Annotated in this window: 12 protein-coding genes; 6 read left to right on the top strand and 6 right to left on the bottom strand. The window is 65.8% G+C overall.

The window, feature by feature from the left end; all coding sequences use genetic code 11:
• Positions 1–115: 115 nt before the first annotated feature.
• Positions 116–1,528 (top strand): WS/DGAT/MGAT family O-acyltransferase, encoded by a 1,413-nt coding sequence (locus tag BVC93_RS02120; RefSeq protein WP_083735728.1) that lies wholly within the window; start codon positions 116–118, stop codon positions 1,526–1,528.
• A gap of 3 nt (positions 1,529–1,531) precedes the next feature.
• Here BVC93_RS02120 and BVC93_RS02115 read toward each other — a convergent pair whose 3' ends face one another.
• Positions 1,532–3,262 carry a BCCT family transporter gene (locus BVC93_RS02115; RefSeq protein ID WP_236950381.1) on the bottom strand — a complete coding sequence of 577 codons (1,731 nt, stop codon included), beginning with the start codon at positions 3,260–3,262 and terminating at the stop codon, positions 1,532–1,534.
• A 302-nt stretch (positions 3,263–3,564) separates the two neighbouring features.
• Between BVC93_RS02115 and ppk2 the strand changes: the two genes are divergently transcribed.
• The 4 genes from ppk2 to BVC93_RS02095 all read left to right on the top strand — a co-directional run bounded on the left by ppk2 (position 3,565) and on the right by BVC93_RS02095 (position 7,568).
• Positions 3,565–4,383 (top strand): polyphosphate kinase 2, encoded by an 819-nt coding sequence (gene ppk2, locus BVC93_RS02110; RefSeq protein ID WP_083735726.1) that lies wholly within the window; start codon positions 3,565–3,567, stop codon positions 4,381–4,383.
• A 124-nt stretch (positions 4,384–4,507) separates the two neighbouring features.
• Complete coding sequence (locus BVC93_RS02105; RefSeq protein ID WP_083735725.1) at positions 4,508–5,008, top strand: DUF6912 family protein; 501 nt, start codon at positions 4,508–4,510, stop codon at positions 5,006–5,008.
• A 68-nt stretch (positions 5,009–5,076) separates the two neighbouring features.
• Positions 5,077–6,213 (top strand): ferredoxin reductase, encoded by a 1,137-nt coding sequence (locus BVC93_RS02100; protein ID WP_083735724.1) that lies wholly within the window; start codon positions 5,077–5,079, stop codon positions 6,211–6,213.
• 68 nt (positions 6,214–6,281) lie between these two features.
• Positions 6,282–7,568 (top strand): fatty acid desaturase family protein, encoded by a 1,287-nt coding sequence (locus tag BVC93_RS02095; protein ID WP_083735723.1) that lies wholly within the window; start codon positions 6,282–6,284, stop codon positions 7,566–7,568.
• A 75-nt stretch (positions 7,569–7,643) separates the two neighbouring features.
• Here BVC93_RS02095 and htpG read toward each other — a convergent pair whose 3' ends face one another.
• The 3 genes from htpG to aroA form a co-directional block, all read right to left on the bottom strand.
• Positions 7,644–9,554 (bottom strand): molecular chaperone HtpG, encoded by a 1,911-nt coding sequence (gene htpG / locus BVC93_RS02090; RefSeq protein WP_083735722.1) that lies wholly within the window; start codon positions 9,552–9,554, stop codon positions 7,644–7,646.
• A gap of 63 nt (positions 9,555–9,617) precedes the next feature.
• On the bottom strand, positions 9,618–10,595 hold the full coding sequence (gene rsgA / locus BVC93_RS02085; RefSeq protein WP_083735721.1) for a ribosome small subunit-dependent GTPase A: 978 nt from the start codon (positions 10,593–10,595) through the stop codon (positions 9,618–9,620).
• 16 nt (positions 10,596–10,611) lie between these two features.
• On the bottom strand, positions 10,612–11,907 hold the full coding sequence (gene aroA / locus BVC93_RS02080) for a 3-phosphoshikimate 1-carboxyvinyltransferase (protein WP_083735720.1): 1,296 nt from the start codon (positions 11,905–11,907) through the stop codon (positions 10,612–10,614).
• Between the two features lie 36 nt (positions 11,908–11,943).
• On the opposite strand from aroA, the gene BVC93_RS02075 reads away from it, so the two are divergent.
• On the top strand, positions 11,944–12,708 hold the full coding sequence (locus tag BVC93_RS02075) for an SOS response-associated peptidase (RefSeq protein ID WP_192860162.1): 765 nt from the start codon (positions 11,944–11,946) through the stop codon (positions 12,706–12,708).
• Position 12,709: 1 nt separating this feature from the next.
• On the opposite strand, the gene BVC93_RS02070 is transcribed toward BVC93_RS02075, so the two are convergent.
• Entirely contained in the window at positions 12,710–13,489 is a 780-nt protein-coding gene (locus BVC93_RS02070) for a class I SAM-dependent methyltransferase (RefSeq protein ID WP_083735718.1), read from the bottom strand.
• A gap of 92 nt (positions 13,490–13,581) precedes the next feature.
• Positions 13,582–14,298: a GntR family transcriptional regulator gene (locus BVC93_RS02065; protein WP_236950211.1), complete on the bottom strand. Its 717-nt coding sequence runs from the start codon at positions 14,296–14,298 to the stop codon at positions 13,582–13,584.
• Between the last annotated feature and the right edge of the window lie 46 nt (positions 14,299–14,344).

The raw sequence follows: 14,344 nt of genomic DNA, 5'->3' as shown, positions 1-14,344 counted from the left end.
GGCAGCCACGCTGATCATGGCATAGCCACCGAAATCCTGTGTGCACCCGCAATGCGCACCCACAGGGTCGCCGGTTACCGTTGTGCTGTCCATTGACGCGAGGGGGAGCGCTGAGGTGGTGGCGAGGTTGTCGGCGTCGGATGCGTCGTTCTATCGGTTGGAGAACACCTCGACGCCGATGTACGTCGGCACCCTGTCGATCCTGCGTAAGCCCCGAGCCGGGCTGAGCTATGAGACGCTGCTGGCCACCGTCGAGCAGCGGTTGCCGCAGATCCCGCGTTACCGGCAGAAGGTGCGCGAGGTCACCTGGGGGCTCGGACGTCCGGTCTGGATCGACGACCGCGACTTCGACATCACCTACCACGTCCGACGGTCGGCGCTGCCGTCCCCGGGCAGCGACGCCCAGTTGCACGACCTGGTGGCCAGGTTGGGATCCCGCCCCTTGGACAAGTCCCGGCCGTTGTGGGAGATGTATCTGGTCGAAGGTCTGACCAAGAACCGGGTGGCCATCTACACGCGGTCACACCAGGCTCTGGTGAACGGGATGACGGCGTTGGAGATCGGACACGTGATCGCTGATCGCACCCAGAAACCGCCCACGTTCGGCGAGGACATCTGGATTCCGGCCCGTGAGCCGGGCACCGCAGGGCTGGTGATCGGGGCGATCGGGGATTGGGTGTCGCGGCCGCATCAGCAGGTGCAGGCGGTGCAGTCCGCGGTGGCGGGCATGGTGACCAATTCGGGGGAGTTGGTCGAAGCCGGTCGACGGGCGTTGGACATTGCCCGCACCGTGGCGCGGGGGACGGCACCGAGCAGCCCGTTGAACACCACCGTGTCGCGCAACCGCCGGTTCGCGGTGGCCAGTGGCAAACTCGAGGACTACCGGCACCTACGGGCTCGCTACGACTGCGATGTCAACGACGTGGTGCTGGCGGTCATCGCGGGCGCGCTGCGCAACTGGCTGCTGTCGCGCGGGGAACCGGTCAAGCCGACATCGGCTGTGCGGGCCATGGCACCGATGTCGGTGTACACCGACGCCGATCTGGACTCCAGCGCGGGACCGGGGCAGGCGATCAGCGAAGTGGCGCCCTTCCTGGTGGATCTGCCGGTAGGCGAGGGCAATGCCGTTGTGCGACTGTCACAGATCGCGCATGCCACCGAATCTCATTCCACCGCAGCAAGTCTGGTGGACGCCCGCACCATCGTCACCCTGTCCGGATTTGCACCGCCCACGCTGCACGCCATGGGAATCAGGGTGGCGTCGGGTTTCTCGGCGCGGCAGTTCAACCTGTTGATCACCAACGTGCCGGGAGCGCAATCGCAGATGTACATCGCCGGCACCAAACTGCTCGAGACCTACGCGGTGCCGCCGTTGCTGACCAACCAGGTGCTCGCCATCGGTGTGACGTCGTACCTGGGCATGCTGTACTTCGGTATCAACGCCGACCGCGACGCCATGAGTGACGTGGACGTGTTCCCCTCACTGCTGCAGGAATCGCTGGACGAGCTGCTCGACGCCGCGCAGTGAGAGCTAGTGAGCGGTAACGTCTTTCGTAGATTGATCGTCGTCTTCGGTGCGTTGCGCCTGAGCCGACATCCGGAACTCCTCGGTGTCGAACACCTCACCACCCAGCGGATCGTCCGGAGTGGCGATGGTGACGGCGCCGGTTTCCGGATGGACCTCGAACGTGTCGGCGTCGACACTGCGCACTGCCACCAGGCCGGCCAGCGTGGCGGAGACGTCACTGCGCGGCCGGTGATCGTGGACCCCTTCCGGCTGCGAGATCTGGAGCAGCCGCGGCGTGGTCGCCACGTCGTAGCGGAACGCACGCAGCATCGCGATGCAGGCGATCACCATCACAACCGAGAACGGCAATGCCGTGGCGATGGACGCCGTCTGCAGCGCAGTCAACGACCCGGCTCCGCCCACGATGAGCAGAACCGCGGCGGCCACCCCCTCCAACACACTCCAGTACACCCGGGTGGCGGTGGGCGGCTCCAAATCGCCTCCCGAGGACAGGATGTCGATCACCAACGAGCCGGAATCCGACGACGTGACGAAGAAGAACACGATGACGAAAACCGCGATGACGCTGGTGATGACACCCAGCGGCAATCCTTCCAGGAGCCGGAACAATGAGGTGTTGGTGTCCACGGCCCCGTCGACCAGCATGTCGCCCTGGTCGCGCTGGCGCAAGATCCCGGTATCGCCGAACACCGTGAACCACAGCGAGCCAATGAGAGTCGGAACCAGCAGCACACCTGCGACGAACTCGCGGATGGTGCGCCCGCGGGAGATCCGGGCGATGAACATGCCCACGAACGGCGCCCAGCTGATCCACCAGCCCCAGTAGAAGATGGTCCAGCTGCCCAGCCACTCACCGTCGGAGAACGGTGCGGTACGCAGCATCAGCCCCGGCAGTGACTGCACATAGACCCCGAGGTTCTGCACCCAGGCCTGTAACAGGAACAGCGTAGGGCCCAGGGCCAGTACGAAGATCGCGAGCGTCGCCGCCAGCGCCATGTTGATGTTGGACAGCCATTGCAGGCCTCGGTGCACGCCCGACACCACCGAGAACGTCGCGAGCGCGGTGATCACGCAGATCATCCCGACGATCCACCAGTTGTTCAGCTCGATCCAGCCCAGGTACTCCAGCCCCGCGCCGATCTGTGTGATGCCAAAGCCCAGCGAGGTCGCGACGCCGAAGAGAGTGCCCACCACGGCGATGACGTCGACGGCGTGGCCGATGACGCCTTCGACACGTTGGCGGCCCAGTAGCGGCTCGAGCAGCCACCGCACCGTCAGCGGGCGGCCGCGACGGTAGGTCATGTACGCCATGCCGAGACCCACCACCACGTAGATGCCCCAGGCGTGCAGGCCCCAGTGAAAGAGCGTGAGCGCCATGGCCTCGTTGGCGGCCGGGTCGGTAAGCCCTTGCACGCCGCGCGACGCCGGCGGTTCTGCATAGTGGGTCAACGGCTCGGCGACCCCGTAATAGACCAGTCCGATGCCCATGCCGGCGCTGAAGAGCATGGCCATCCACGGCCAGAACTTGAACTCGGGTTTCTCGTCGTCGCGGCCCAGTCGCAGGGTGCCGATACGCGAGAGGCCGCAGTAGGCGGCGAAAAGCAGGAAGGCCGTGGTGATGAGGATGTACCACCAGCCGACGCCCTTGGTGATCAACGTGTTCAGCTGTGAGAACGCCTCTTCGGCTGCGCTGCCGTACGCCGCGGCGAAGACGATCAGGGCGACGATGATCAGCGACGCCGATACGAAGACTTGGGGTTTGAGACTGCTGAGGACAGACTTGGCGCCGCTGGATCGGGCCTCGAGTGGGACGCTCTGCTGTGACCGGGTAGCCACACTGCTCCTTCTGGTATCGAATGCACGCCAGGCGTGTTCGCACGGAGTCCGCGCGCGATGCGGCAGGAACGCGCCCAGCGGGTCAATTGTCGTGTCGTGAACTCGCACAGACTCAAGCTGTGGTTACGACGACCCGTCGACCATAGTCGATGTGGCCCGCACAACTCACCCAGGGGCTGTTCTGGCGCTAGGATTCGCTGATGGGCAAGTCCAAAACGAAGCTGTCGAAGGATGTTTATGAAGCCGAATTATTCCGGCTCCAAACCGAATTCGTGAAGCTTCAGGAGTGGGCCAAGCACACCGGTGCCCGCATCGTGGTGGTGTTCGAGGGTCGTGACGCCGCGGGCAAGGGTGGCACCATCAAGCGCATCACCGAATACCTGAGCCCTCGTGCCGCCCGCATCGCCGCTCTGCCGGCGCCCACCGACCGCGAACGCGGACAGTGGTATTACCAGCGCTACATCTCGCACCTGCCCAGCAAGGGCGAGATCGTCTTGTTCGACAGATCCTGGTACAACCGGGCCGGCGTCGAGAAAGTGATGGGTTTCTGTACGCCCCAAGAACATACGCTGTTCCTGCGGCAGACCCCGATCTTCGAGCAGATGCTGATCGACGAGGGCATCATCTTGCGCAAGTACTGGTTTTCGGTCTCCGACGACGAGCAGCTGCGTCGATTCCGGTCGCGGCTCAAGGATCCGGTGCGGCAGTGGAAGCTCTCACCCATGGATCTCGAGTCGGTGTACCGCTGGGAGGACTACTCGCGTGCCAAGGACGAGATGATGGTGCACACCGACACGCCGCTGAGCCCCTGGTTCGTGGTGGAGTCCGACAACAAGAAGCATGCCCGGCTGAACATGATGAGCCACCTGCTGTGCAGCATCGACTACCACGATGTGGAGCGTCCCACGGTCGAGCTGCCCGACCGGCCGGTGCTCTCGGGCAGCTATCGGCGCCCGCCGCGCGAGCTGTCGACCTATGTGCCTGATCACGTGGCGTCGTTGATCGGCGATCGCGAATAGCTTCGCTGCCCGCTGTCGCCCTCGTGCCTCGGGCTCGGCGACCGGCCCGGTTGTTGTTGGGCCGGCCCGCTGTCGCCCTCGTGCCTCGGGCTCGGCGACCGGCCCGCTGTTAGCCTCGTGCACTATGCGGGTCTACATCCCGGCGACGCTGGAGATTCTCCAGCGACTCGTCGCCGACGGTTCACTGTTCCCCGTCAGCGGAACCGCATTTGCCGTGACGCCGACGCTGCGTGAGGCGTACGCCGACGGTGATGACGAGGAGCTCGCCGAGGTGGCGTTGCGTGACGCGGCCCTGGGTTCCCTGCGGCTGCTGGCCGCCGGGGACGAGGGCGGTGTGCTGCCGTTCCGTCGGTCCGTCCTGGTGGCCGACGTCGACAACGTCAAGGCCCGCCCCGATCTCGACGATTCGGTGGTGCGGGTGTCCGAGCCGGTGACGCTCGGCGATGTGGTGGCCGTGTATGTGGACCTGGGCTCCGCGGAGGGTGCAGTGCGGGCGGCCGCCGACGTCATCGACGCCGCAGATCTTGGTGACGAGGATGCCGAGCTGGCTGTCGGTGACGCGCAGGACCACGACCTGGCGTGGTACGCGACCCAGGAGCTGCCGTTCCTGCTCGAGTTGCTCTGAAGGCTGGATACGGAACCGTAAGTTACGGTACCGTAGGTTACGCACGCAGTCACAGGCGCAGGAGAATCATGGCCAAGAGCAAGATCAAAACCAGTGCCAAAGTTGTTGACACCATCCGCCCCACGGTGTCCGGTGCGGACAGGAATCCGGGCTGGCACGCGTTGCGCACCATCGCGCACCGGATCACTACGCCGCTGCTGCCCGATGACTACCTTCACCTGGCCAATCCGCTGTGGTCGGCGCGGGAGCTGCGCGGCCGCATCATCGAGGTCCGCCGCGAAACCGAGGACTCCGCGACGCTGGTGATCAAACCCGGCTGGGGTTTCTCGTTCGACTACCAACCCGGCCAGTACGTCGGTATCGGCGTGCTGATGGAGGGCCGTTGGCGGTGGCGTTCCTACTCGCTGACGTCGGCGCCGCGGACCCGCTCCAAGACCATCACCATCACGGTCAAGGCGATGCCGGAAGGTTTCCTGTCGAGCCACCTGGTGGGTGGGGTGGAACCTGGAACGGTTGTCCGCCTGGCCGCTCCGCAGGGCAACTTCGTCATGCCCAATCCGGCGCCGTCGTCGGTGCTGTTCCTCACCGCCGGCTCGGGTATCACGCCCATCATGTCGATGTTGCGCACGCTCGAGCGGCATGGTCAGATCACCGACATCGTGCACCTGCATTCGGTGCCCACCGCCGATGACGTGATGTTCGGCGACGAGCTCGCCCGACTGCACGAGGCGCACCCGGATTACCAGCTGCGGGTTCGGGCTACCCGCACCGAGGGGCGGCTGGACCTCAACAGCCTCGCCGACATCGTGCCGGACTGGCAGGACCGGCAGGTCTGGGCATGTGGGCCCGAGGGCATGCTGGCCGAGGCGGAGAGGGTGTGGGCTGCAGCGGGCATTCCAGAGCGGCTGCACCTCGAGCGTTTCGCGGTGACGCGCGCTGCTCCGCACGGCACCGGTGGCACCGTCACCTTCGAGCGCACCGGCAAGTCGTTGACCGTCGACGGTGCGACGCCGTTGATGGACGCCGGTGAGCAGGTGGGTGTGCAGATGCCGTTCGGCTGCCGCATGGGTATCTGCCAGTCCTGCGTGGTGGGCCTGCTCGACGGGCATGTGCGCGATCTGCGCACCGGTGTCGAGCATGAACCGGGGACCCGGATTCAGACCTGTGTGTCGGCCGCCTCGGGCGACTGCACACTTGACGTGTGACATTTACTGACTAGTAACCTACGGCATCGTAGGTTACGCTAGCGTAGGAACCCGGAAGGAGGGCAACAATGGCTATCACTGACGTTCCAGAATTCGCGCATCTCACTGATGCGGACATCGAGAGCCTGGGTCGCGAGCTCGACACCATCCGGCAGGACATCGAGGATTCCCGCGGGGAACGCGATGCCCGCTACATCCGGCGCACCATCGCCGCGCAGCGCGCGCTTGAACTCGCCGGTCGCCTCATGTTGACCGCCAGCTCGAACCGCAAGGCGTGGTGGGCAGGTACCGCCACCCTCGGCGTGGCCAAGATCATCGAGAACATGGAGATCGGCCACAACGTCATGCACGGCCAGTGGGACTGGATGAACGACCCCGAGATTCACTCCTCCAGCTGGGAGTGGGACATGAGCGGGGCGTCCAAGCACTGGCGGTTCACCCACAACTTCATGCACCACAAGTACACGAACATCCTCGGGATGGACGACGACGTGGGCTACGGCCTGATCCGCGTCACCCGTGACCAGAAGTGGAGCCCGTTCAACCTGGGCAACCTCTTCTACAACACGGTGCTCTGCGCGTTCTTCGAGTGGGGTGTCGGACTGCAGCACCTGGAGCTCGGCAAGATCTCCAAGGGGCGCGACGACCGCGCCGCCACCCTGGAGCGGTTGCGTGAGTTCGGCGCCAAGGCCGGTGCGCAGGTGGTCAAGGACTACGTGGCCTATCCGGCGCTGACGTCGCTGTCCCCGGGCGCAACGTTCAAGTCGACCGCCAAGGCGAACGCGGTGGCCAACATCATCCGCAACGTCTGGGCCAACGCCGTGATCTTCTGCGGCCACTTCCCCGACGGTGCGGAGAAGTTCACCAAGACCGACATGGTGGGCGAGTCCAAGGGCCAGTGGTACCTGCGTCAGATGCTGGGCAGCGCCAACTTCAAAAACGGTCCGGTGCTGCGTTTCATGAGCGGCAACCTGTGCCACCAGATCGAGCACCACTTGTTCCCGGACCTGCCCAGCAACCGGTACTACGAGGTGTCGATCCGGGTCAAGGAGATCTGCGACAAATACGACCTGCCCTACACCACCGGGTCGTTCCTGGTGCAGTACGCCAAGTCCTGGCGCACCATCGCCAAGCTGTCGCTGCCCAACAAGTATCTGCGCGACACCGCCGACAATGCGCCGGAGACTCGCAGCGAGCGGATGTTCGCCGAGCTGGGGCCGGAGTTCGCCGGCGTCGATGCCGCCTCGGGTCGCCGTCGCGGACTCAAGACGGCCATCGCGACGGTGCGCAAGTGGCGCAGGTCCGGTGGCAAGCGCCAGGAGGTCGACGTGCTCGAGGAGCGCAAGACCGCCTGAGCTCGCCCGCCTGAACGACCAAAGCCGCCCCGGTTCCTCGAGAACCGGGGCGGCTTTGGTCTTGACCCCTTCGACCTACACCGTGCGCGCCAGCCTGCCTGCCAGCAGGGCGGCGAACCTGGCCGGATCGTCGAGCGCTCCACCCTCTGCCAGAAGCGCTGTGCCATAGAGCAACTCGGCGGTCTCGGTGAGCTCTGGTTCATCTGGCCGCTCGGACAACGCCCGCTGCAGACCGATGACCAGGTCGTGGTTGGGATTCAATTCCAGAATGCGTTTGCCCACGGGAACCTCCTGGCCCGAGGCGCGGTACATTCGCGCCAGCGACGGGGTGATGCCGAAGGTGTCGGTGATCAGGCACGCCGGGGATTCGGTGAGCCGGGTGGACAGCCGGACCTCTTTCACGTTCTCGTCGAGGGTCTCCTTGAGCCAAGTCAACAATGCGGCGAAAGTCTGATCACGATCTGAATCCTGTTCTGACTCATCGTCTCCGCTGAGGTCTACTTCGCCCTTGGCCACCGACTGCAGTGCCTTGCCGTCGAACTCGGGTACCGACTCCACCCACACTTCGTCCACCGGGTCGGTGAGCAGCAGTACCTCATAGCCTTTCGCTTTGAACGCCTCGAGGTGTGGCGAGCGCTCCAGCTGTTGTCGTGACTCGCCGGTGGCATAGAAGATCTGCGACTGGCCGTCCTTCATGCGGTCGACGTACGCGGCCAGCGTGGTGGGTTGCTCGTCGCTGTGGGTTGATGCGAATGACGAGACTCCCAGAATGGTGTCGCGGTTGTCAGGATCGGACAGCAACCCCTCTTTGAGAACCCGGCCGAACTGGGTCCAGAAAGTCTGGTAGTCCTCAGGCCGCTTGGTCTGCAGGTCTTTGATCGCGGAGAGAACTTTCTTCGTCAGGCTGCGTCGGATCACGGTGATCTGCCGGTCGCGTTGCAGGATCTCGCGCGAGACGTTCAACGACATGTCCGCCGCGTCCACGACACCTTTGACGAAGCGCAGGTACTCCGGCATCAGCTCGTCGCAGTCGGCCATGATGAACACCCGTTTGACGTAGAGCTGCACGCCGGTGCGAGCGTCCCGGTTGAACAGGTCGAACGGGGCCGCAGAGGGGATGAACAACAGCGCCTGGTACTCGAAGGTGCCTTCGGCCTTCATCGCGATGACATCCAGCGGGGTGTCCCAGGCATGCGCGATGTGTCTGTAGAACTGCGTGTACTCCTCTTCGGAGACTTCGCTCTTGGGTTTCGCCCACAGCGCCGTCATGGAATTGAGCGTTGCGGTCTCGACGGTGGTGGTCGGCTGATCTCCGTCGTAGGAGGTTTTCTCGACCTCCATGCGGATGGGCCAGGCGATGAAGTCCGAGTACGTGGTGACCAGCTCACGGATCTTCGACTCGGTGGTGTAGTCGTGCAGCGCATCCTCGGCGTCGGCGGGTTTCAGCTGCAGCGTCACCGACGTTCCCTGCGGTGCCTGCTCGACGGATTCGATGGTGTAGGTGCCGTCTCCGCTGGACTGCCAGCGGGTGGCCGTGGTCTCACCGGCCTTGCGGGTCAACAGGTCAACGGTGTCGGCCACCATGAAGGTGGAGTAGAAACCCACGCCGAACTGCCCGATGAGTTCGTCGGTGTCACCCTGCTGCCTGGCCTCGCGCAGCTTCTGGCGCAATTCGGCGGTGCCCGACTTGGCGAGCGTGCCGATCAGGTTCACCACCTCGTCACGGGACATGCCGATGCCGTTGTCCCGCACGGTGAGAGTGCGCGCGGCCTTGTCGATCTCGATATCGATGTGCAGATCCGAGGTGTCGACATCGAGGTCTTTGTCGCTGAACGCGGCAAGCCGCAACTTGTCGAGGGCGTCGGAGGCGTTGGAGATCAACTCCCGCAGGAAGGCATCTTTGTTGGAGTAGATCGAGTGGACCATCAACTGCAGCAGCTGACGGGCCTCTGCTTGAAACTCTCGCTGCTCGACGTGTGCGTTCATGGTTCCTCCATTCGGCATCGGTGCGGTCGCGTCGCGCAGATATTACGTGGTGCGATCTCCGCGCTAACCAGCCAGGACGGTCAACAGCCGTCGTGCGGCGTTCACCCGCGCCGCGGCGGCTCCGCTCAAGGCGTCGAGTGCGCACTCGGGATCGGCCGGCGGACCCATGTGTCCGCAGCCGCGCGGGCAGTCCTCGATGGCCTCGGCCAGATCCGAGAACGCCAGCAGCACGTCGTCGGGCTGGATGTGGGCCAGCCCGAACGAGCGGATTCCCGGGGTGTCCACCACCCAGCCGCCGTCATGGAGTGGCAGCGCGATCGACTGCGTGGAGGTGTGTTTGCCCTTGCCGACACCCGAGACGTCACCGGTGGCGCGAAAGGCATCCGGGACAAGGCGATTCACCAGCGTAGACTTGCCAACGCCGGAGTGGCCCAGCAGGACGGTCAACCGGTCCGTCAACAGCGGCTGCACCTGTTCCAGCGGGTCGTCACGTCCTGCGGTGATGACCGTCAACTCCAGATCGGCGAACTGCGCCGCGAACGGCTCGGGCGCAGCCAGATCGCTCTTCGTCAGGCACAGGATCGGTTGCAGCCCACCGGCATAGGCAGCGATGAGCGAGCGCTCGACGAACCCGGTGCGTGGTGGCGGGTCGGCCAGCGCCACCACGATCAACAGCTGATCAGCGTTGGCCACCACCACACGTTCGGTGGGGTCGGTGTCATCGGCGGTGCGGCGCAACACCGTTCGCCGTTCACCGCGCCGCACGATGCGGGCCAGGGTGTCCGGCCGACCGGACAGATCGCCCACGACGTCGACGTCGTCGCCGACGACGATCGGGGTGCGACCGAGTTCCCGGGCGCGCATCGCGGTCACCGGCGCAGCGGGGTCGCCGTCGAGCACGCAGCCCCATCGCCCGCGGTCCACGGTGATCACCATGGCGCTGCGGGCGTCGGCGTGATCGGGGCGGTTCTTGGTGCGCGGTCGTGAGCCCTTGCCCGGGCGCACCCGGACATCGGACTCGTCGTACTCGCGAGCGCTCAACGTGCGTTCATGCCTGTCAGAAGTCCTGGCCGGCCAACATGTCGGCCCACATCGCCGGGAAGTCCGGCAGCGTCTTCGAGGTGGTCTCGATGTCGTCGACCTCGACGCCAGGTACCCGCAGGCCGACGAGTGCACCCGCCGTCGCCATCCGGTGATCGGCGTAGGAATGCCAGGTGCCGCCGTGCATCACGGTGGCGGTGATCTCGAGACCGTCGTCGGTCTCCCGGCAGTCACCACCCAGGCCGTTGAGCTCCGCGGTGAGCGCGGCCAGTCGGTCGGTTTCGTGCCCGCGCAGATGTGCCACACCCCGCAACCGTGACACCGAACCCGGGGTGGCAAGGGCGGCCAGCACTGCCACTGCCGGCGTCAGCTCGCCGACGTCACGCAGATCGACGTCGAAGCCGTCGTAATGGGCCGACCCGGAGATCTCCAGGTGGTTGTCGGCGTGGCTGGCGGTGGAGTTCAGCATCCCCAGCAACCGCAGGATGGTGTCGGCGGGCTGCAGGCTGGGGGTGGGCCAGCCGGCGATGCGCACGATGCCGCCGGAGACCACAGCGGCAGCCAGGAACGGCACCGCATTCGACAAGTCGGGTTCGACGTCCCAGTGCCGCGCTGCCACCTGTCCCGGCGGGATGTGCCAGCGGTTCGGCCTCGAATCGTCGACCTCGACGCCGGCTTGGCGCAGCATGGTCGTCGTCATGGCGATGTGTGGCATCGACGGCAGCGAGTCGCCGGTGTGCACCACCGTCAGGCCCTCGTCGAACGCGGCACCCGAGAGCAGCAGTCCCGAGACGAACTGCGAGGAGGCCGACGCGTCGATGTCGACGGTGCCGCCCTTGACCGCACCCGCTCCGGTCACCCGGAAGGGCATGCCGTCGGCGTCGACGTCCACGCCCAGTGTGCGCAGCGCGCCAAGCAGGGGCGCAATGGGGCGTTTGCGGGCGTACTCGTCACCGTCGAACACCACGGCGGAGGTGCTCAGGGCGGCCAGTGGCGGCACGAATCGCAGCACGGTGCCCGCCAGGCCGCAGTCGACGGTGGCGCCGTCGGCGGGGGACAGGCCGCCGCTGACGGTCAACTCGGCACCGTCCCCCTCGACGGTCAGGCCCAGGGTGCGCAGTGCGCCGATCATCAGGTCGGTGTCGCGGCTGCGCAGTGCGCCGCTGATGGTTGAGCTGCCAGCACCCTGCGCGGCGGCCACCGCCGCCAGGATCAGGGTGCGGTTGGTCAGTGATTTCGAGCCCGGGATCGCGACGGTGGCGTGCACGGGCGTCGGAGTGCAGGGGGCCGTCCATGTCGTCACGGCGTCCATACTGCCTTGTCGGTCGTTTCTGCAACCATGGTGTTCATGTGTGGACGTTTCGCAGTCACCACCGACCCCGCCCTGCTGGCCGAGAAGATCAAGGCGCTCGACGAAGCCACGGACAAGTCTGCGGGCCCGAACTTCAACACCGCGCCTACCCAGACCATCACCACGGTGGTCAAGCGGCACTCCGAGCCCGGAGACCAGTCGACGCGGCGGGTGCGCTCCATGCGCTGGGGCTTGGTCCCACCATGGGTGAAGACGGCCGAGGACGGCAGCCCGGACAACAAGGGACCGTTGCTGATCAACGCCCGCTCGGAAAAGATCACCGAATCACCGGCGTTCCGGAATTCGGCCAAGAACAAGCGCTGTCTGATTCCGATGGACGGCTGGTATGAGTGGCGGCCCAACGGTGAGGCGGCCTCAGGCAAGAAGGCGCCCAAGACGCCGTTCTACATGTACGGCCAGGACGGCGAGTTGCTGTTCATGGCAGGGCTGTGGTCCACCTGGCGGCCCACGGGCGCGCCGAAGGACAGCGAGCCGCTGGTCAGCTGCACCATCATCACCACCGACTCCGCGGGTCCGCTCGCCGAGATCCACGACCGCATGCCGCTGACCATCAGTGCCGCCGACTGGGACCGCTGGCTCGATCCCGATGCCCCGGTGGACGAGGGCCTGCTGCGTGGCCACGGCGATCTGGACCGGATCGCCATCCGCGAGGTCTCCACCTTGGTGAACAGCATCCGCAACAACGGCCCGGAACTGATCGAGCCGGCGCAGCCGCAGCCCGAGCAGGGTGTGCTGCTGTGAGTCACCGTCGCCTGGCGGTCACCACCACGTAGGACGCGTCGAAGGCAACCGATCCGTCGGCGCCGGTCTGAGTTTCCAGCGCGTCACTGAACGCCGTTCGCAACGCGGCTGACTTGTCGGCGTCGAGACGGCTGAAGATGTCGACGTGCATGGGTGACTCGTCGGTGACGAATGCCAGTGCCGCGGCTTGTGATTCGAACCGCCAGGGGTGCTTGCCCAGCTGGAAGCTCACCTCGTCGAAGTCGGCTGCCAGACGTTGCCCGGCGACAGCCTGATCACCCCACTGGTCCGGGGAGTACCCACGCGCGGGTGGAGCACCCAGCGTCGCCACGATGGGGTCGAAAAACGGGTTCACGCTATCGCGTACCCAGGAGGAAAATGCCAGTACACCACCGGATTTCAGCAGACGGGCCAGCTCGGCCACCTGGCTGCCCGGCTCCACGAAGATGATGCCCATGTTCGACACCGCTGCATCGAAGGACCCGGCCGGTAGCCCAGTGTCTGACGCGTCGCCGGTGCGCCAGTCCACGCTCACCCCTACGGCGTCTGCCTTCTGCTCACCCAGAGCAACGAGCTCAGGAGTGATGTCGAGTGCGGTGACTGTCGCGCCCTTGCGGGCTGCGGCGATGGCGGCGCTGCCGGTGCCGCATGCCAGGTCCACGACGGTGCTTCCGGCCAGACCTGACTTCGCATCGAGGGTGGCCACCACCTGCTCGGCGATGGGAGCTATCTGCTGGGCCACGGCTTCGTAGCGGCCGGCTGACCAGAGGGTCGATGACATGGTTCCCACGCTAACAAGCCGGGCCGAGATTGTGGTGTCTCGCTTCCGGGACATCAGATGCCCTGGCCGCCAATGATCGTGGGAAGCCGAGGCTAGCCCTGGCCGCGCCGCCTGCTCTTGGTCAGCGCGACGGGATCGAGGTCCGGCCTGGACCATTCGGCGGCCATGGCCAAGCTGGCGTCGCGGCCTGAATGCACATGGTGGAACGCGGATTCGGCGGCCCGGTCTGGATCGTGGGCCGCGATGGCGGCCAGCAGTTCCTCGTGTTCCTGGCACTGCACGCCGGGGTCGCGGTCGCCGGTGAGGTGGAACAACCACTGGGTGCGGGCACCCAGTGGCCGCAGGATCGACTCGAGCAGCGGATTGGCGGCCAGGTCGATGATGATGGTGTGGAATCCGGCGTTGGCCGCGGCGATGGCAGGCCGGTCTTTGTTCCTGGTCGCGTGGCGGGCGGTGTCCAGTTGCGCTTCGAGTGCATCGAGCCCGGCCTGATCGGCGCGTTCGGCCGCCAGGCGGGCGGCCAGCACCTCCAGGCTCTCGCGGACGTCGAACAGGTCGCGGACATCGTCGACGGTGAAGGGGGAGACGATGGCGCCCTGGCGCGGCACCACGACCACCAGACCGTCCTGTTGTAGCCGCTGCATGGCCTCGCGCAACGGAATCCGGGACACCGCCAGCTCTTCGGCGAGATCCCGTTCGATCAGGCGGGTGCCCGGTGCCAATTCCAGCCCCACGATGCGTGCACGCAGTTCGTCGTAGGCGCGTTCTCGCAGGGATTTCCGGGCTTCCTCGGTGACCGCGGTCGTCACAGTCGTCCCTCCCTTTCTCATCGGGCCTCATCAGCATAACGGTGAG

The sequence above is a fragment of the Mycobacterium sp. MS1601 genome (assembly GCF_001984215.1).
Taxonomy (GTDB): domain Bacteria; phylum Actinomycetota; class Actinomycetes; order Mycobacteriales; family Mycobacteriaceae; genus Mycobacterium.
This window is presented reverse-complemented; position numbering and strand designations above follow the sequence as displayed.